The organism is Desulfuromonas thiophila, from assembly GCF_900101955.1.
GTDB lineage: Bacteria > Desulfobacterota > Desulfuromonadia > Desulfuromonadales > Desulfuromonadaceae > Pseudodesulfuromonas > Pseudodesulfuromonas thiophila.
In genome coordinates this window covers 63,806-81,399 of sequence record NZ_FNAQ01000002.1, presented here as the reverse complement: position 1 = coordinate 81,399, position 17,594 = coordinate 63,806, and the positions used below count along the sequence as shown (strand labels likewise).

19 protein-coding genes are annotated in these 17,594 nt (G+C 63.0%); 2 read left to right on the top strand and 17 right to left on the bottom strand.

Translation table 11 applies throughout. The annotated features are described in order from the left end of the window. From BLR80_RS02610 to BLR80_RS02580, 7 genes are all read right to left on the bottom strand, one after another. Nucleotides 1-1,518 (bottom strand): UDP-N-acetylmuramoyl-L-alanyl-D-glutamate--2,6-diaminopimelate ligase, encoded by a 1,518-nt coding sequence (locus BLR80_RS02610; RefSeq protein WP_092075999.1) that lies wholly within the window; start codon nt 1,516-1,518, stop codon nt 1-3. Next, a complete protein-coding gene (locus tag BLR80_RS02605) occupies nt 1,505-3,595 on the bottom strand; it encodes a penicillin-binding protein (protein WP_092075997.1) in 2,091 nt (696 codons plus the stop codon). Before BLR80_RS02605 ends, BLR80_RS02610 begins: the two co-directional genes overlap by 14 nt. After that, entirely contained in the window at nt 3,567-3,854 is a 288-nt protein-coding gene (locus BLR80_RS02600; RefSeq protein ID WP_092075995.1) for a hypothetical protein, read from the bottom strand. The genes BLR80_RS02605 and BLR80_RS02600 overlap by 29 nt, the downstream gene beginning before the upstream one ends. Before the next feature lie 14 nt (nt 3,855-3,868). Next, nucleotides 3,869-4,186 (bottom strand): FtsB/FtsL family cell division protein, encoded by a 318-nt coding sequence (locus tag BLR80_RS02595; RefSeq protein ID WP_143012068.1) that lies wholly within the window; start codon nt 4,184-4,186, stop codon nt 3,869-3,871. 100 nt (nt 4,187-4,286) lie between these two features. Further along, nucleotides 4,287-5,231, bottom strand: coding sequence for a 16S rRNA (cytosine(1402)-N(4))-methyltransferase RsmH (gene rsmH, locus BLR80_RS02590; protein WP_171906284.1), 945 nt, complete (start codon nt 5,229-5,231; stop codon nt 4,287-4,289). A 3-nt stretch (nt 5,232-5,234) separates the two neighbouring features. Next, the gene (locus BLR80_RS02585; protein WP_171906283.1) at nt 5,235-5,678 is read right to left on the bottom strand and encodes a division/cell wall cluster transcriptional repressor MraZ; all 444 of its coding nucleotides are present in this window, start codon (nt 5,676-5,678) and stop codon (nt 5,235-5,237) included. Between the two features lie 220 nt (nt 5,679-5,898). After that, nucleotides 5,899-7,143 (bottom strand): HlyC/CorC family transporter, encoded by a 1,245-nt coding sequence (locus BLR80_RS02580; protein WP_245691309.1) that lies wholly within the window; start codon nt 7,141-7,143, stop codon nt 5,899-5,901. Nucleotides 7,144-7,369: 226 nt separating this feature from the next. Here BLR80_RS02580 and ligA point away from each other — a divergent pair, with 226 nt between their 5' ends. Next, nucleotides 7,370-9,424 carry an NAD-dependent DNA ligase LigA gene (gene ligA, locus BLR80_RS02575; RefSeq protein ID WP_092075987.1) on the top strand — a complete coding sequence of 685 codons (2,055 nt, stop codon included), beginning with the start codon at nt 7,370-7,372 and terminating at the stop codon, nt 9,422-9,424. Next, on the top strand, nt 9,421-9,699 hold the full coding sequence (locus BLR80_RS02570) for an acylphosphatase (protein ID WP_092075985.1): 279 nt from the start codon (nt 9,421-9,423) through the stop codon (nt 9,697-9,699). Before ligA ends, BLR80_RS02570 begins: the two co-directional genes overlap by 4 nt. Here the strand turns inward: BLR80_RS02570 and rsmI are convergent. The 10 genes from rsmI to BLR80_RS02520 all read right to left on the bottom strand — a co-directional run bounded on the left by rsmI (nt 9,674) and on the right by BLR80_RS02520 (nt 17,577). Next, nucleotides 9,674-10,546, bottom strand: a complete 873-nt coding sequence (gene rsmI / locus BLR80_RS02565; protein WP_092075983.1) for a 16S rRNA (cytidine(1402)-2'-O)-methyltransferase — start codon at nt 10,544-10,546, stop codon at nt 9,674-9,676. The genes BLR80_RS02570 and rsmI overlap by 26 nt on opposite strands. Continuing rightward, nucleotides 10,539-12,521, bottom strand: coding sequence for an NAD(+) synthase (locus BLR80_RS02560; RefSeq protein WP_092075981.1), 1,983 nt, complete (start codon nt 12,519-12,521; stop codon nt 10,539-10,541). Before BLR80_RS02560 ends, rsmI begins: the two co-directional genes overlap by 8 nt. 60 nt (nt 12,522-12,581) lie before the next feature. Next, nucleotides 12,582-12,944: a YraN family protein gene (locus BLR80_RS02555; RefSeq protein WP_092075979.1), complete on the bottom strand. Its 363-nt coding sequence runs from the start codon at nt 12,942-12,944 to the stop codon at nt 12,582-12,584. Then, the gene (locus BLR80_RS02550; RefSeq protein ID WP_281241574.1) at nt 12,941-13,579 is read right to left on the bottom strand and encodes a ribonuclease HII; all 639 of its coding nucleotides are present in this window, start codon (nt 13,577-13,579) and stop codon (nt 12,941-12,943) included. The genes BLR80_RS02555 and BLR80_RS02550 overlap by 4 nt, the downstream gene beginning before the upstream one ends. A gap of 172 nt (nt 13,580-13,751) precedes the next feature. Continuing rightward, complete coding sequence (gene rplS / locus BLR80_RS02545) at nt 13,752-14,099, bottom strand: 50S ribosomal protein L19 (RefSeq protein WP_092075975.1); 348 nt, start codon at nt 14,097-14,099, stop codon at nt 13,752-13,754. Between the two features lie 89 nt (nt 14,100-14,188). Then, nucleotides 14,189-14,932, bottom strand: coding sequence for a tRNA (guanosine(37)-N1)-methyltransferase TrmD (trmD, locus tag BLR80_RS02540; protein WP_092075973.1), 744 nt, complete (start codon nt 14,930-14,932; stop codon nt 14,189-14,191). Between the two features lie 32 nt (nt 14,933-14,964). Beyond that, a complete protein-coding gene (rimM, locus tag BLR80_RS02535; protein ID WP_171906282.1) occupies nt 14,965-15,510 on the bottom strand; it encodes a ribosome maturation factor RimM in 546 nt (181 codons plus the stop codon). A gap of 7 nt (nt 15,511-15,517) precedes the next feature. After that, a complete protein-coding gene (gene rpsP / locus BLR80_RS02530; RefSeq protein WP_092075969.1) occupies nt 15,518-15,787 on the bottom strand; it encodes a 30S ribosomal protein S16 in 270 nt (89 codons plus the stop codon). A gap of 90 nt (nt 15,788-15,877) precedes the next feature. Further along, entirely contained in the window at nt 15,878-17,227 is a 1,350-nt protein-coding gene (ffh, locus tag BLR80_RS02525) for a signal recognition particle protein (RefSeq protein ID WP_092075967.1), read from the bottom strand. Between the two features lie 74 nt (nt 17,228-17,301). Then, nucleotides 17,302-17,577, bottom strand: coding sequence for a putative Se/S carrier protein (locus BLR80_RS02520; protein WP_092075965.1), 276 nt, complete (start codon nt 17,575-17,577; stop codon nt 17,302-17,304). Nucleotides 17,578-17,594 lie beyond the last annotated feature (17 nt).

Below are 17,594 nucleotides of genomic sequence, written 5' to 3'. Positions count from 1 at the left end.
TCACCGTCCGTTCCGCGGCAGGGCGCCGCGTTGCCGCAGCGCCAGGCGCAGCTGCTCACGATCATCGAAATGCTGTTTACGGCTTCCGATGATCTGATAATCCTCATGGCCCTTCCCGGCCACCAGCAACACATCGCCGCCACGCAGCTGCTCCACCGCCCAGGCAATGGCTGCCGCCCGGTCAGGAATCACGACATAGGCCGACCCGACCGGTGGCACTGTCTCCGGCGCGCAGCGCACCACGCGCGGGTCGCGAATACCGGCGCAGATCTGGTCAATAATCGCCAGCGGATCCTCGGTGCGTGGATTGTCCGACGTCACCACCGTCAGATCGCTGGCAGCCACGGCCACGGCGCCCATGACCGGCCGCTTGCGCGGGTCACGATCGCCACCACAGCCGAAAACCGTCAGAATCCGCCGCGGCCGCAGATCAGCGACAGCCTGCAGGGCCTTTTCCAGCGCATCACCGGTATGGGCGTAGTCAACCAGCACCAACGCATCCAGGGTATTTTCAATTCGTTCCAGCCGGCCCGGCACAGCCGCTACCTGTCCCAGGGCACGGGCCAAGGCCTCCGTGTCCAAGCCCAGACAGCAGCCCACGCCCAGGGCACAGCACAGATTTTCCAGATTGAAGCGCCCCACCAAGGCCGATCGCAGCTCCACCGGCCCGGCCGGCGTGGCAATCCGGGCCTCAATCCCGGCCAGGCTCTGCCGCACCGCCAATGGCCGCACCGCCGCATCCTGCTCCAACGCCACGGTCAGGGCATCGGGGCGGCATTGCCACAGCCGCTGCCCATAAGCGTCACCCAGATGAATCACCGCCTGCCGGCAACCCGGCATGTCACCGCAAAACAGCCGCTGCTTGGCCGCGAAGTACTGTTCCATATCGGCATGGTAGTCGAGATGCTCGGGGGTCAGGTTGGTAAACAGGCCAATGGCAAAATCGATACCGAACACCCGCTGCTGCTGCAAGGCATGGGACGACACCTCCATCACCAGAGCGGTGGCGCCGCGCTGGCAGAAGTCGGCCAGCAGGGCCTGCAGGTCAATGGACTCAGGGGTAGTATGACTGGCCGGCTGACTGTAGCCGTCAAACCGGTTGCTGATGGTACCGATTACCGCTGGCCGATGACCGGCCTGGCGCAGTAGCGCCTCAATCAGATAGGTCAGGGTGGTTTTGCCGTTGGTGCCGGTCACCCCGATACAAAGCAGCTGCCGGGCCGGAAAACCGTACCAGGCCGCTGCCATCCGGGCCATGGCGCGACGGCAGTCCGCCACCTGAATCAGAGCAACAGACTCTGGCACCGGCAGTGGCCGTTCCACCACAACGGCACAGGCGCCGGCGGCAATAGCGGCGGGCACGAAGGCATGGCCATCCTGCTGGGCACCGGGCAAAGCAAAAAACAACGCCCCCTCGCACACCTGACGCGAATCATGGCACAGCAGGGTGGGGCACAGATCGACCGGCCCGCTGAGCTGGCGGCCATCAATCTGAGACAGCAGTTCAGTCAGTTGCATAGATGGCCTCCTGCGGGGGTTGCAGATAGAGGGTCAGGGGGGTCGTGGCGTCAAGGGCCTGTCCGGCGGCGGGCTGTTGGCGCACCACGCGGCCATAACCCTCGATACGCAAATTCAGGCCGCTGCGGGCCATCAGCGCCAGCACGTCGCGGGCGGTCAAGCCCTTGAAATCAGGCATGCGCGATTGCGGCGCGCCATTTTGCGTCGGCACAGGCGGCATCTCGGACAGCAGCGCCGGCGCCACCTCGCGCGGAGGCGGCGACGATGGACGCGCTGTCCGGGACGCATCCTCCAGCGGCTGCGTCGGCGCTACCCGCAGATAGCGCAGGGTCTGTTCGACGATACGGGAAAAAACCGGGGCGGCCAGGATACCGCCATAGACCTCGCCCCGCGGTTCATCCAGCGCCACCAATACCACCAGCCGTGGTGCCTCGGCCGGCGCAAAGCCAACAAAGGAGGACACACGCTTGTCAACCGAATAGGTGCCGGTCACCGGATCAACCTTCTGCGCGGTACCGGTCTTGCCGCCAACCAGGAAACCGGGCACCCGGGCTCGCGAGCCGGTGCCATCGACATCCGCCACCCGCACCATCATGTCACGCAACTGCTGCGCCACCGCCGGACGCAATACCTGACGCACCTCACGCGGGCTATGCAGCTGCTCGGCACCGGTGCGAGGATCGACAATGCGCTCCACCAGATAGGGCTGCATCAGCCGGCCACCATTCACCACGGCGCAGGTAGCCGTCGCCAGCTGCAGAGGTGTCACGGTGACCCCCTGACCAAAGGAGATGGCCGCCAGATCAATCTCGAACCAGTCCTGCGGCGCGCGCAACAACCCACCGACCTCGCCATCGAAATCGATCTGCGTCAGCTGACCGAAACCGAATTCGCGCAGATAGCGATAAAAGGTTTCCCGCCCAAGCTGCTGGGCAATCTTGGCGCAACCGATATTGGAACTGAATTTGAGCACATCGGCAACCGTCAGAACCCCCAGGGCCCGATGATCATGAATCACCTTGCCACCGATGGCGTAATGGCCGCTTTTGGTGCAATCGATCTGTTGCTGCGGTTTAAACAGCTCTTCGTTAAGCGCCGCCGCCAGTAAAAACAGCTTGAAGGTCGACCCCGGTTCATAACTGTCGCACACCACCCGGTTGCGCCGGGTCGCCGCGGGAAAGCGGCCAAACTGGTTAGGATCGTAATCGGGCTGGCTGGCCATCGCCAGCACCCGGCCGGAGGCCGGTTCCATCACCACCGCCACCCCACCCCGGGCTTTACTGCTGGTCACCGCTTCAGCCAATTCATGCTCGGCGATATACTGGATCTGCTTGTCGATCGTCAGGTACAGATCACGCCCGCGACGGCCCGCTTCGACCCGTTCACCACTACCGAGGCTGCGACCGCTGGCATCCTTGCGCGTCACCAGGTAGCCACCATCGCCAGCAATCAGCGGGTCGTAGCGGCGCTCCAGTCCTTCGAGACCACGATTATCGATACCGGAAAAACCGATCACCTGACTGGCAACCCGGCCGTTGGGGTACCAACGCTTGTGCTCTCGCGTGAAGAAAACGCCCGGTAGCTCCAGCGCCCGCAGCGCGGCGGCACGATCCGGCGCCATACGACGCTTGAGCCAGACAAATTTTTTGTCCCGCTGCATCCGCTCCAGCACCCATTGCGGTTTCTCACCGATCAGGGGGGCGATGGCTGCGGCCATTTGCGACAGTCGCCCAGCGCCGTCAGCCTGCTGCGCCAGAATACGATGCAGAAATTCCGGATTGACATAGGCCGAATCGGCCTCCAGTGAAACCGCCAGCGCTTCGCCCTGGGCATCGAACAGGGCACCCCGCTGGGGCGTCAGGGGAATAATCTTGCGATGCTGGTTGCGCGCTCGTTCCTGCCACTGCGGCGCACTGAGCACCTGCAGATAGAAGGCACGCAGCGCCAGCACCGCGCAGAGCACAACGAAGCAACCGGCGATAAAACGGATGCGCCGCCGAACGGCGCGAACCTCCTGCTTGGGATCGGGACGGCGGCGATTGGCGCGCTCAGATGCGGAGGGTTTGTGTGCTTTCAAACCCTGCGCCCTGTGTGGCGGTTTCCATCAACGGCGCAGTTGCCGGCGCACCGGCACGCTCCAGGGCGCCACCCTGCGCCTGCCACAAGTCGAGCCGACCCTGCTGCGCCAACACCAGGCAACCCAGTGCCGCCGCCATCAGCAGACAGCCAAGGGCCAGCAAACCCAGACGGCTTCTGCGCCGTCGCATCTGGCGCTGTTGCCACAGTTCACCCAATTCATTCCACAGATCCTGTTTTTCGGCGAAATCGCGATGCATCCTCTCCCCCTTGCTTACAGCGTCTCGGGCTGGATTGTCACCACCTGGTGGGCAGCAGGCACGCGCAGGCCCAGCCGCTCCATGGCCTGCTGCCGCACATGGGCCGGGTTGCTGTAGCGGGCCACGGCCACTTCCAGTTCCTTATTGTCGTAGCGCATCTGGCGAATCTGTTTCTCCAGCCCGGAAACCTCGTACTGGCTACGGGTGACCTCCATGCTCAGCCAGACATGGAACAGACCAATGGCCAGGGCGACCACAATGGCGCCCAGCACACTGGCCACCCGTGGTCGCACTCCAGAGATTCCCAAGGGAGACCAGGTCAGATCAAGCATTGCCAATTCCTCTCTCATTCCGATTCAAGTCAGATTCGTTTCCCGGACCAGGGGTCCAGCTCGCTGAGCGTACCGGTCGCAACCATCGATGGCCGTCTGACTAGACAGCCAGCCGGCGCACCGCCCGCAGCACGGCACTGCGTGCCCGCGGATTATCTGCAATTTCCTGCTCCGAGGCCCGCACCCCACGGCGCGTAAGGATCTCCACCCGTTTCTGCTTGCCACAGCAACACAGTGGCAGCCGCGGCGGGCAGACACAGGGATCGGCCTCGGCCCGGAACAGGTTTTTGACAATCCGGTCTTCGAGCGAATGAAAACTGATCACGGCCAGCACAGCACCGGGATTGAGCAGATTCAGGGCGCGCGCCAGACCAATTTCCAGATGAGCCAGTTCCTCGTTAACGGCAATGCGCAGAGCCTGAAATACCCGGGTAGCCGGGTGAATCCGCGCCGGCACCAGCCCGCCCGGCACGGTTTCCTGAACCAGCGTCGCCAGTTCGGTGGTGGTACGGATGGGCTGCAGCTGCCGCACCCGTTCGATACGGCGGGCAATCTTGCGGGCCCAGCGCTCCTCACCATATTTTTTAAAGATCTGTGCCAGCTGCTCGACATCGGCCTGGTTCACCAGTTCGGCCGCCGTCAAGCCCTGGCTCTGATCCATACGCATGTCCAGCGGCGCTTCCTGGCGAAAGGAGAAACCCCGACCGGCGCTATCGAGTTGGTGTGACGATACCCCCAGATCCAGCAGCATGGCATCGACGCCAGCCCAGCCCTCGCGACAGAGAACAGCTCCGGCGTCAGAAAAATTCGCCTGCTCGATACGACAGCGCGCCCCAAAGCAAGCCAGCTGTTCGCGGGCCTGCTGCACCGCGCGCGGATCCCGGTCAAGCCCGATCAGCTGCCCGTCTGGTGCCGTGGCCTCCAGGATGGCACGGGCATGACCTGCCCCGCCAACCGTGCCATCAAGCACACGGGCACCCGGATGAAGATTAAGCAGGGCCAAGACCTCCTGCAGCAGAACCGGTTGATGCCGAAAATCATCCAATATCTAGAATCCCAATGCGCCAAGTTCGCTCGACAGGCCCGCCAGCTGTTCTTCCGACGCCTGCATCTGGGCGATAAAGCGGGTGTGGCTCCAGAGTTCGATCTTCTCGCCAACGCCGACAATGACCACGTCCTTTTCAAAGCCGGCGATCTGTCGCAACGAAGGCGTCAGGGCGATACGGCCCTGACTGTCGAAGCCGGCCTCAATGGCCGGACTGATGCGGTTACGGTAAATCAGGTCACGCTGTGGCCCGTTGGGCATGGCATCAACGGCGGCACAAATCTCACTCCAGCGCGATACCGGATAGGCCACCAGCGCCTCGCGGGCACGGGTGACCACCAGCTGGTCGTCGCCGAACTCATCCTGCAGCAGACTGCGCAACCGCGCCGGGATACTCAACCGGCCTTTGGCGTCAATGCTGTTGAAGTATTCGCCGGAAAAACCCACCCACGCCCCCGATTGCCACTTTTTGACACACTTTGCCACCAATAGGGCCGAATATACCCGCACCCCAGAGGGCTGTCAAGGGAACCGGATGACCAGCCAAAGAGCTGTCAGAACAACAAAAAACCCCTGCTTCCAAATGCTTAAAGCAAATGGCGGCAGGGGCCTGGCATCGCCTGTCAACAAAAAACCGCGGCAGCGATGGATTTTGTTGCCGGCGTCTTCAATTCTCCGGCAACAAAATCTCGATCTGTTCGATCCGGTGCAGCTCCACCTTGCGAGCAATCAGGGTCAGGCCGGCCACCTCGCAACGGTCACCCTCCTGCGGAATCCGCCCCAGTTCGCACAGCATCAGGCCGGCCAGGGTCGTCGCCTCTTCGCCGGCAAAATCGACACCAAAGCGGCGGCGCAACAGACGCAGCGGGGTGCCGCCTTCCACCAGAAACTGTCCCGGCGCCAGCGCTGTCAGATAGGGTTCCTCGGCATCGTATTCGTCCTGAATTTCACCGACGATTTCTTCCAGCACGTCCTCCAGTGTCACAATACCCTCGACACCGCCATACTCGTCAATCACCACGGCCAGATGCACCCGGCGGCGGCGAAAGGCCTGCAGCAATGCCTGCGCCAGCTTGCTTTCGGGCACGAAATAGGGTTCTCGCATCTGACTGCGCATATCAAACGCCTGCGGCTGATCGATAAAACGCAACACATCCTTGGCATGCACCACGCCAACAATATTGTCCAGACTGCCGTCATAAACCGGAAAGCGCGAATGGGGCGAGGTCTTGATCTGATCGAACAGCTCGCCATAACTGGCCGCCACCGAAACCCCGACCACCTCGGTGCGCGGAATCATGACATCGCGCACCCGAATCTGCCCCAGCTCGAACACACCGTGCAGCATGCTGTGCTGCTCGCCCGGCAGAGCGCCGGCGCGCGCCCCCAGCGCAATAATGGTCTGAATCTCATCGGCAGACAGACCGACCTGCTCCTGGTCCGCCTTGAGCAATCGGGTCATCAGCAGGGAGAAACGGGTCACCAGCCAGGTCGCGGGTGACAGTAAGGTCAAAATCAGCCGGATGGGTGTCAACACCTTAAAGGCCAGCCGCTCGGAACGACGGGCAGCATAGGTTTTGGGGCAGACCTCGGAAATAATCAGCAGCAACGGCGTCAGCACGACGATGGTCAGCCATTCGCCATGGACACCGTACAGCCGGACAAAGAAACCGGTGGCAATAACCGACAGCGCGATATTGACCAGATTATTACCGACCAGAATGCCACCGAGCAACCACTCCGGCCGTCCCAACAAGGCCGCCAGCTCCTGCGCGCCCCGCCGGTTTTTTTCTACCAGATAGCTGACCCGGGTACGATCCATGGCCAGTAGCGCCGTTTCCGAGCCGGAAAAAAACGCCGATGCCACGAACAAAAACCCCATCAGGGTCAGATCGAGCCACAGCTGCTCCACCGTTGTTCCATCCTTTCCGCATCTGCCACATCCCTGTGCCGGCAGACCACCATGTCATTCCCCAGCCACAGCCCGCTGGCCGGCGTGAGTGTAGCCCAGCGGCTAACCAAAAAGCAATTGGCACGGTCTGGCCGGCAGGCTACACTGGCGCACCGCGCTGACGGGCTGCCAACAACCAGCCGCGTCATTTTCCTGCCACTCTTTTCAACCGGACAACCGTTGCCCCATGCCTGTCGAAACGCCCAGCGAAGCCCTTATCGCCCGCCACCAGCAGCTGTGCCGGCAGCTGCACCACCACAGCTGGCGCTACCACAGTCTCGACCAGCCGGAAATCACCGACGCCGCCTACGATGCCCTGTTCGGCGAGCTGCGCCAGATCGAGACACGCTATCCGCAGCTGATTACGCCCGACTCGCCGAGCCAGCGCGTCGGCAGCCCGCCCGACAGTGCCTTCAGCAGCGTAGGCCATCTGCAGCCGATGCTGTCCCTCGATAACGCTTTCGATGAAACCGGTCTGCGCGAATTCGATCAACGCCTGCGCAGCCACCTGCAGCTCGCCGATCCCATTGATTATCTGTGCGAACTGAAGATGGATGGCGTTGCCGTTGCCCTGCGCTATGAACAGGGCCGGCTGGCTATGGCCGCCACCCGCGGCGACGGCCACAGTGGCGAGGATATCCGTGCCAATATCCGCACCCTGGCAACGGTACCGCTGCGGTTGCGGCCAGGAGCGCCCGATTTGCTGGAGGTGCGTGGTGAGGTATACATGGAGCTGGCCGCCTTCCGTCAACTCAACCAGCAGCGCGAGGAACAGGGGCAGAATGCCTTTGCCAACCCGCGCAACGCTGCCGCCGGCAGTCTGCGCCAGCTCGACCCGCACGAAACCGCTCGTCGACCATTGAAGATCTTCTGCTATGGCGTCGGCGCCTGCAGCGCCACCCTGCCCGATCGGCAGCAGCAGGTGCTGCTGCAGTTGCAGGACTGGGGGCTGCGCATCAACCGGTCGCACCTGTATCCGGCCACCGGCATTGAGGCCGTCTGGCAGCTCTGCCAGCGGCTGGCCGGCCTGCGCGAAACCCTGCCCTACGAAATCGACGGCCTGGTTGTCAAGGTTGACCAGTTGGCCCTGCACGACCGGCTTGGCAGCACCAGCCGGGCACCACGCTGGGCCATTGCCTACAAGTTCGCCGCCCGCCAGGGTCGAACCCGTCTGCGGCAGGTACAATTGCAGGTGGGCCGCACCGGCGCCATCACACCGGTGGCCCTGCTCGAACCGGTCAGCGTCGGCGGCGTGACCATCAGCCGCGCCAGCCTGCACAACTGGGATGAAATCGCCCGTCTTGACGTGCGCATCGGCGACGAGGTCATTGTCGAGCGAGCCGGCGATGTCATCCCCGACCTGGTGGCAGTGGTCAGCGAGCGACGCGACGGCAGCGAACAGCCGATTCCCCTGCCGCAGCAATGCCCGGTGTGCGGCGCGCCAGTGGCTCGCCTGCGGGACGAGGTCGTACCGCGCTGTCAGGGCCTGCGCTGCCCGGCCCAGCTCAAGGGCCAGCTCAAGCATTTTGTATCACGCCAGGGCATGGACATTGACGGTCTGGGGGAGAAGATCATCGAGCAACTGCTCGGCCAGGGTCTGGTTCACACCCTGGCCGATCTCTATCAGCTGCGCAGCGAACAGCTGCTGCCACTGGAACGCATGGGCGCGAAAAAGGCCGCCAATCTGCTTGCCGCCATCGATGCCAGCAAAACCCGACCACTGCACCGCCTGCTGGCCGCCCTCGGCATACGCCACGTTGGTGAACATGTCGCCCGGCTGTTGGCCGAGGCCTTTGGTACCCTAGATGCGCTGATGGCCGCCAGCGCAGAGGAACTGCAACAGATTCACGCCATCGGTCCCCAGGTCAGCGACAGCCTGCAGCACTTCTTCGCCAATCCCGACAACCGCGCTGTTCTGCAGCAGCTGCACAACAGCGGGGTGCGCCCGCCAGCAGCCAGCGCGCCGGCCCCGCCGACAGCAACAGGCATTTTTGCCGGCAAGACCCTGGTTCTGACCGGCACCCTGCAGCAACTCAGCCGCAGCGAAGCCAAGTCCCACATCGAAGCGGCTGGCGGCCGGGTCAGCAGTGCCCTGAGTGGCAAAACCGACTATCTGGTGGTCGGGGAAAATCCCGGCAGCAAACTGCGCCAGGCCGAAACCCTGGGCGTGCCCTGCCTGAGCGAGAAGGACTTACTGCAACATCTCAGCGCCGGTGACAGCGCCGGCAAGGAGCAGCCATGACCATCATCCGCGTACATCTGCAGATCGCCGGCCGGGTGCAGGGTGTCGGCTATCGTGCCTTCACCCATCAGCAGGCCCAGCTGCAGGGCCTGAGCGGCTATGTCCGCAACCTTGCCGATGGCCGCGTCGAAGCCGTCGCCGAAGGCAGTGAAAACGCCATCGAAGCCCTGATCCGAGCCTGCCGCCGTGGGCCGCAGCTGGCGCGGGTGGATCAGGTGCAGCTGCGGCTGCTCGACGCCACCGGCGAATTCAGCGACTTTCTGATTCGTCGCTGACCTGCGCATCCCGCAGCTGCTGGGCCAGGGCGTAAATCGCGCTGCCGCTGCAGTCATAGTCCGCTGCCAGCTGGCGGGCAATCTGACGCAACGCCAGCCCCTGTTCCAGCAGCTGGCGCACCGCCTCCGCCAGTTCCAACCGGGGTGTCGCAATGGCCACCGGCGCCAGCAACAGAACGATTTCCCCCCGCACCGGTTGCGTCGAAAAATGGCGCAGCGCCTCAACCGCGCTGCCGCGAAACAGCTCTTCGTGACGCTTGGTCAGCTCCCGTGCCACCGCCACCGGCTGCAGCTCTCCCAGTTGTTCCACGATATCACGCAGACAGGCGCACAGTCGGTGTGGCGCCTCGTACAGCACCAGGGTACGCTGCAAGCCGACATAGCTGGCCAGCTGGCGCCGACGGGCACTGCTTTTGGCCGGCAGAAAGCCGTCAAAACAGAAGCTGCCGGTGGGCAGGCCAGCCGCGCACAGGGCGGCAATGGCGGCGCAGGGGCCCGGCACCGGTACCACCGGAATGCCGGCGGCAATGCAGTGTTGTACCAGCAGCGCACCCGGATCGCTGATGGCGGGTGTACCGGCATCGCTGATCAGGGCAATGGCCGCGCCCTGGTGCAAACGATCAAGCAAAGCGGCACTCTTGTCGGCCTCATTATGAGCGTAACAGGAGGTCAAGGGTGTGCCGATGCCGTAATGCGCCAGCAACTTGCGACTGTGGCGGGTATCCTCGGCCGCGATCAGCGCCACTTGGCGCAGCACCCGCAGCGCCCGTAAACTGATATCCTCCAGATTACCGATGGGGGTCGCCACCACATAGAGGGTGCCGCCGCATACCTGTTCCTCAGCCATCGAAACGCTCCAGATCTTCCAGCCACAGCGCCACCGCCGCGTCACTGGGCATGCGCCAGTCACCACGCGGCGACAAGGCAACGGTGCCGATCTTGGGCCCGTCGGGCAGACAGGAACGCTTGAACTGCTGGGAGAAAAACCGACGATAGAAAACCCGCAACCAGTGCAGAATTTCGTCCTGGTCATAACGGCCGGCAAAAGCACCGCAGGCCAGCGCATAAATCTTGCGGGGCGCGAACTGGTATCGCAGCAGGTAGAACAAAAAGAAATCGTGCAGCACATAGGGCCCGACCTGATCTTCGGTCTTCTGGCGGATACTGCCATCGGCCGCCGGCGGCAGCAGTTCCGGCGAAACCGGCGTGGCGCAGATATCCTGCAACACCGTTCGGGCTTCACCACTGAACAGCTGCTCGGCGCACCAGGCAACCAGATAGCGCACCAGGGTCTTGGGCACACCGCAATTGACAGCGTACATGGACATGTGGTCGGCGTTGTAGGTACACCAGCCCAGCGCCAGCTCTGACAAATCGCCGGTGCCGATCACGATGCCGCTCACCTGGTTGGCCACGTCCATCAGAATCTGGGTACGTTCGCGCGCCTGGGCATTTTCGTAGGTAATATCCTGCAGCGCCTCGTCATGGCCAATATCGGCGAAGTGTTGCCGCACGGCCGCATCAATGGAGATTTCCCGCGCCGTCACCCCCAACAGTTCCATCAGGCGCCAGGCATTGGTACGGGTACGGCTGCTGGTGCCAAAACCCGGCATCGTCAGACCGACGATGCCGCTGCGCGGCAGGCCAAGGCGGTCGAAGGCCTGCAGGGTAACCAGCAACGCCAACGTTGAATCGAGGCCGCCGGACAGGCCAATAACCACCTGGCGCGAGTCTAAATGGCGCAGGCGCCGCATCAGGGCCGTGCTCTGCAGGGCAAAGATCTCGGCACAGCGCGACTGGCGCTCGGCCGCATGTGCCGGCACAAAAGGCTCAGCCGGCAGCACGCGCAGCAGCGCGCTCTGTGGCGGACTGGCCACGTCGAAAGAAATCCGCCGCCAACTGGCCGCCGTGGCCCCGACCGCAAAGCTGTTGTTGCGTTGCCGCTCCTGCTGCAGCAGTTCGACATCGACATCGACACAGAGCAGCTGGCTAGCAAAGGAAAAACGTTCGGATTCGGCCAGCAGATGACCGTTTTCGGCCACCAGACTGTGGCCGGAAAACACCAGATCCGTGGAGGATTCGCCGGGACCGGCGGAGGCATAGGCATAGACCGCCAGGCAGCGGGCCGACTGTGACTGCACCAGCTGACGGCGGTAGTCGGCCTTGCCCAGCACCTCGGGGCTGGCCGAGGGATTGCACAGCAGCGTCGCACCAGCCAGCGCCTGCGGACCGCTCAAAGGGCTGGCGACCCAGCCATCCTCGCAGATTTCAATCGCGACACAGCAGGCAGGCAGGCGCTGGTGCTGGAACAGCAAATCGGTGCCGAACGGCACCACCTGGTCCGCCAGTTGCAGCAAAGGCTCTGTCGCCGCGCTGGCCCGGCTGAACCAGCGTTGCTCGTAAAACTCCTGAGTGTTGGGCAGATAGGTCTTCGGCACCAGACCCCGCACCCGTCCGCCGGACACAAAGGCAGCACAGTTGAACAGCCGGCCGTGCTGACGCAGCGGCACGCCAACCACCAGCGCCAGCGGCAATTCCGCCGTCAGCCGCGCCAGAGCCAGCAAAGCCTGCTCTGCCCGGTCAAGCAGCGCCTGCTGAAAGAAAAGATCGCCGCAGCTGTAGCCGGTCAGGCAGAGCTCGGGCAGCAGCAACAACTCGGCGCCACGCTGAACCGCCTGCCGCATCAACTCAGCAATGACGGACTGATTACGGCCGACATCGGCCAGGGCAAGGCAGGGCGTGGCCACCGCCAGACGGACATAGCCCAGGGCCGAAGGGGCGATGGGCAGTTGGGCCGCACAGATCGGCTCGGGACAGGACATGGCACAACTCCTTGCGACAGGGCCTCTGACAGGGCGATCGCCAGCCACTGGCGGCCGGCTTCAGACGCCAAAGGCGTCGGTCAGATGTTCCAGCCGCGGCTGTCCTCCTTCGAGGCACACGACAATCACATCGAAACGCGGGTTCAGCCCGTCGCAGTCGTGGGACTGCAGATATTGGTGGGCCACCCGCACGATTTGCTGCTGCTTGCGGGCGGTGACGGCCTCCTGTCCCAGGCCGTAGTCGGTGCTGCTACGCGTCTTAACCTCAACAAACAACAGCAGCCGACCACGGCGGGCGATCAGATCAATCTCGCCACAGCGGGTGCGAAAATTGCGCGCCAGGATGCGGAACAGGCGACGCTGCAGATAAGCAGCAGCGCAGTCTTCACCCCAGCGCCCCAGCGCCAGACGCTGGTGGCTCACAGGTACTCCCGCACCCCGCGAAAACTGGCCCGATGCAACGGACAGGGGCCCAACTCGGCGATGCGGCGACGATGTTCGGCACTGCCATAACCCTTATGGCGCGCGAAGCCGTAGCCGGGATAACGCCGATCGAACACCTGCATGATCCGATCCCGAACCACCTTGGCAATGATGGAGGCCGCCGCCACCGAGGCGCAGCGCGCATCTCCTTTGACCAGGGCCTGCTGCGGCAGGGGCAGCGCCAGGGTCTGCAAGCCATCGACCAGCAAGGCATCGGCTGCGGGATGCAGCCGCATCACCGCCTGCCGCATGGCCAGCAAACTGGCCTGCAGAATGTTGTGACGGTCGATTTCGGCGGCACTACAGAACCCCACCCCCACGGCCACCGCCTGCTGCCGGATACTACCGAACAGCTGTTCGCGGCGCCGGGCACTGAGCTTCTTCGAATCGGCCAGACCGGCCAGATCGTAGCGGGGCGGCAGAATGACCGCCGCCGCCACCACCGGCCCCGCCAGGGGGCCACGACCGGCTTCGTCCACACCGGCCGGCAGGCAACAGCCAGACTGGCGCAACCGCTCTTCAAAGAGCTCGAAGCCGGCAGTGGCCGGCAGAGCAGCAAACAGATCGGCATTCAATCGCACCTCCCGCCACCGGGGCCTGATAAAAAACGGGGCTGACGCCTCTGCAGACGCCAGCCCCTTTGAGGTTGCCACAGCCAACCGCAGCGCCGCCTGAGCAACGGACCACGATGGCTGTAACGGCCAGGGCCGCCCGACAGCCATGCCGGGCGGCCCTGAACAGCCACTGCTAGTTTCTGCGTTCCTCACGGATACGGGCTGCCTTACCCTGCAGATCCCGCAGGTAGTAGAGCTTGGCACGCCGCACACGACCGGAGGTCACCTTCTCGATCTTTTCGATGGACGGAGAATGCAGAGGGAACACACGCTCTACACCCATGCCTCCGGAAATCTTGCGCACGGTGAAGGTCGAACTGATGCCACGATTAACCCGCTTGATGCACATGCCCTGAAACACCTGCACGCGCTCCTTGTTGCCCTCGCTGATCTTGACATGCACCCGCAGCGTGTCGCCGGCCTTGAACACCGGGATATCCTGCTTAAGTTGCTCGTTGCCAATCTGTTCCACAATATTCATGACGGTCTCCTTAAAACGATACAGGCCAAAAAGTGTACCTGTGATACGGATTCTTGTGAACTGTTCTTTTTACTTCATATTCTATAGGTTCAGGCATCTGCCTGCGGATCGCTGTCGACGAACCGCTGCAGCAGGCGTCGATCCTGCTCACTCAGGGCATGGTTCTGCCACAGATCGGGACGACGCTGACGCGTACGACACAGCTGCTGCCAGCGCCGCCAGTCGGCGATGCGGGCATGGTCACCACTGAGCAGCACCTCGGGCACCCGCTGGCCGGCATATTCGACGGGGCGGGTATATTGCGGAAACTCCAGCAGTCCATCACTGAAGGAATCACCCGCGGCGCTGCCACTGTTACCCAGGACACCCGGCACCAGCCGGGCAATGGCATCAATCATCACCATGGCGGCCAACTCACCGCCGGTCAGAACAAAGTCGCCCAGACTGTACTCGGCATCGACATAGCCACGAATGCGCTCATCAAAGCCCTCGTAACGGCCACAGACAAAGATCAACCCGGCGTATCGCGCCAGTTTCTCGGCCTGACGCTGATCGAAGCGCTGGCCCTGCGGTGTCAGCAGCAACACCGGCGCTGCCGGTCTTAAACGCCGCAGATCCTGCAGCGCCCGCCACACCGGCTCGGGCTTGAGAATCATACCGCCACCACCGCCATAAGGCTGATCGTCCGTCACCTGATGACGACCCTCAGCCCAGTCCCGCAATGGATGCGTATGCAATTGAATCCGTCCCTGCTGACACGCCCGCCCGACAATGCTGTCGGCAAAAGGCGAATCGAACATGTGCGGGAACAGGGTCAGAACATCGAACTGCATGCAACAACTCCCAGACAGGCGGTCACTCAGCATCAGTCATTGAGTCCGATCAGCCCCTCCGGCAGATTGACCCGCATTTCGCCAGCTTCAAGATCGATCGCTTCAATCATGGCCGCAACAGCGGGCAGCAACACCTCGCCATAGGGGCCCTGGACGACATACAGATCATGTCCCGGTGTTTCCAGTAACGATTCCAGGGTACCGACCACGCCCAACCGCCGGTCGATGACCCGCAGGCCCTCTAACTGATGCCAGTACAGGCTGCCATCCTCCGGCGTCGCCAGATCGGCCTGGGCCATGTACAGCTCAGCGCCGACGTAGGCCTGAGCCTGGTCGATATGGCTACAGCCCTCCAGTGCCAGCAACAGCGAGGCACCATGGGGACTCACCCGTCGCGCCGTGCGGAGACAGCGCTCGCCCGACGGCAGCAGCACGGTCAGTTCGCGGGCATCGGCCAGCGCCAGTGAACCGGCCGTGGCCGGCCGCACACGCAAGTCACCGCGCAGACCATGGGTTGCCACGACCACGCCAACCCGGAACAACGGGCCGGCATCGTTACGCAATTCGATCCCGTTCACCGGCACCCTAGGCCTTGGGTGTGCCCTTGAAGGTGCTCCACACGCCCGTCTGGCGCAACAGGCTCAGCACGGTCTGAGACGGCTGGGCGCCGCGATTCAGCCAGGCCAGAGCCCGCTCTTTGTTGATTGTCACCTTGTTGTCGGTCAGCCGCGGATCGTACTGGCCAAGGTTCTCGACATAACGGCCATCGCGCGGACAACGCTCGTCGGCGACGACAATCTGGTAAAAGGGTTTCTTCTTAGCACCACCACGGGCTAATCTGATCTTGACGGACATGGGGATCGCTTCCTCTCTGTTGAAAAACGCCTGAAACCTCAGGCACCTGTTGACCCCGCCCACTGCGGCCTTCCGCAGCGCGGGAAAAAGCTAAAACGGCATGCCGCCCCGCCCCATCAGGCCCTTGAGACCCTTGGGACCGAGCTGCTGCATTTTCTTCATCATCTTCTGCGCCTCGGTAAAACGCTTGAGCAACTGGTTGACATCCTGGATGCGGGTACCACTGCCCTTGGCGATGCGCAGACGGCGCGAACCATTGATCAGCTTGTGATTCTGCCGCTCAAGCGGCGTCATGGAGCCGATGATGGCTTCGATTTTCTTCAGTTCCTTGTCGGGCAGCTGCATGCCGCCCGCCTTCTTCATGGCCTGGCCGACACCGGGAATCATCTTGAGCAACGATTCCATCGAGCCCATCTTTTTCACCATCTGTAACTGATCGCGAAAGGTCTCCAGAGTGAAGCCGTCCTGGCGCATCTTTTTTTCCATGCGCGCGGCTTCATCTTTGTCGATGGCAGCCTCAGCCTTTTCGATCAGCGACAGCACGTCGCCCATGCCAAGAATGCGCTGGGCCATGCGGTCGGCGTGGAACACCTCCAGGGCATCCATTTTCTCGCCCAGACCGACAAACTTGATCGGCTTGCCGGTCACCGCCCGCACCGACAGGGCGGCACCACCACGGGCATCGCCATCGAGCTTGGTCAGAATCACGCCGCTGAGGTCAAGCCGGGCATCGAACTGCTCGACCACATTGACCACGTCCTGGCCGGTCATGGCATCCGCCACGAACAGGATTTCACGCGGACTCAGTGCCATGCGGATGCGCACCAACTCATCCATCAGCGTGTCGTCAATGTGCAGGCGGCCGGCAGTATCGAGAATCAGCGTGTCAAAACCGTGGTTGCGGGCATAGTCCTGGGCCTGACGGCAGATATCCACCGGATCAGCGTCGGCAGCGCTGTCGAACACCGGGATGTCCAGCTGCCGACCGAGGGTCTTGAGTTGCTCAATCGCCGCCGGCCGGTAGACGTCGGCCGGCACCAGCAGCGGCTGGCGCTTGTCCTTGCGCAGACGCAGGGCCAGCTTGCCGCAGCTGGTGGTCTTGCCAGCGCCCTGCAGGCCACAGAGCATGATGGCGACCGGCGGGCTGGCGGCCAGGTCAAGGGCATTATCCTCACCTTCACCCATCAGCCGGCCAAGCTCGTCGCGCACGATCTTGATCACCTGCTGAGCCGGCGTCAGGCTTTTCAGCACATCGCTACCAACGGCACGCTGCTGCACCGCCGCGACAAAATCCTTGACGACCTTGAAATTGACGTCGGCCTCAAGCAGCACCAGGCGCACCTCGCGCAGGGCTTCGGTCACATGGGCTTCGGTCAGGCGCCCCTGACCGCGCAACTTTTTGAAGACGGCATCAAACTTATCACTGAGTTGGTCGAACATGGCGGTTCCGCTGCTTTCCGGCTTAAGGCTGCAAAGTGGCAAATAGGGGACTATAAAGGGCCATCAGTGGCTTGTCAAGATTCTTGCGCCGGCAGATCGACAACGGCGAAACCTGTCGCCGTCGGCTGGTAGCAACGATAGTCCATCAGCTCCGCCTGTTGCAGGCTGGCGGCGATGGCCGGCCCCTCAGCCGCCAGGATACGCAGTGCCATGCCGCAATCGGACGACAACACCCGCGGCAGTGGCACCAGCAACACGCTGAAACGCTCCTGCAGCAGCTGCTCGGCCCGCATGACGCGGTGCAGGGAATCAAACACCAGCAGACACTGATCCGGCCCGACCATGCGCATATCCTGGCTCCTTTGCG

Bases quoted from the DNA above. Each gene is read 5' to 3' on its own strand.
- BLR80_RS02610 (WP_092075999.1), bottom strand. From the start codon at position 1,518: ATGCAACTGACTGAACTGCTGTCTCAGATTGATGGCCGCCAGCTCAGC.
- BLR80_RS02600 (WP_092075995.1), bottom strand. From the start codon at position 3,854: ATGCATCGCGATTTCGCCGAAAAACAGGATCTGTGGAATGAATTGGGT.
- BLR80_RS02595 (WP_143012068.1), bottom strand. From the start codon at position 4,186: ATGCTTGATCTGACCTGGTCTCCCTTGGGAATCTCTGGAGTGCGACCA.
- ligA (WP_092075987.1), top strand. From the start codon at position 7,370: ATGCCTGTCGAAACGCCCAGCGAAGCCCTTATCGCCCGCCACCAGCAG.
- BLR80_RS02570 (WP_092075985.1), top strand. From the start codon at position 9,421: ATGACCATCATCCGCGTACATCTGCAGATCGCCGGCCGGGTGCAGGGT.
- rsmI (WP_092075983.1), bottom strand. From the start codon at position 10,546: ATGGCTGAGGAACAGGTATGCGGCGGCACCCTCTATGTGGTGGCGACC.
- BLR80_RS02560 (WP_092075981.1), bottom strand. From the start codon at position 12,521: ATGTCCTGTCCCGAGCCGATCTGTGCGGCCCAACTGCCCATCGCCCCT.
- rplS (WP_092075975.1), bottom strand. From the start codon at position 14,099: ATGAATATTGTGGAACAGATTGGCAACGAGCAACTTAAGCAGGATATC.
- trmD (WP_092075973.1), bottom strand. From the start codon at position 14,932: ATGCAGTTCGATGTTCTGACCCTGTTCCCGCACATGTTCGATTCGCCT.
- rpsP (WP_092075969.1), bottom strand. From the start codon at position 15,787: ATGTCCGTCAAGATCAGATTAGCCCGTGGTGGTGCTAAGAAGAAACCC.
- ffh (WP_092075967.1), bottom strand. From the start codon at position 17,227: ATGTTCGACCAACTCAGTGATAAGTTTGATGCCGTCTTCAAAAAGTTG.
- BLR80_RS02520 (WP_092075965.1), bottom strand. From the start codon at position 17,577: ATGCGCATGGTCGGGCCGGATCAGTGTCTGCTGGTGTTTGATTCCCTG.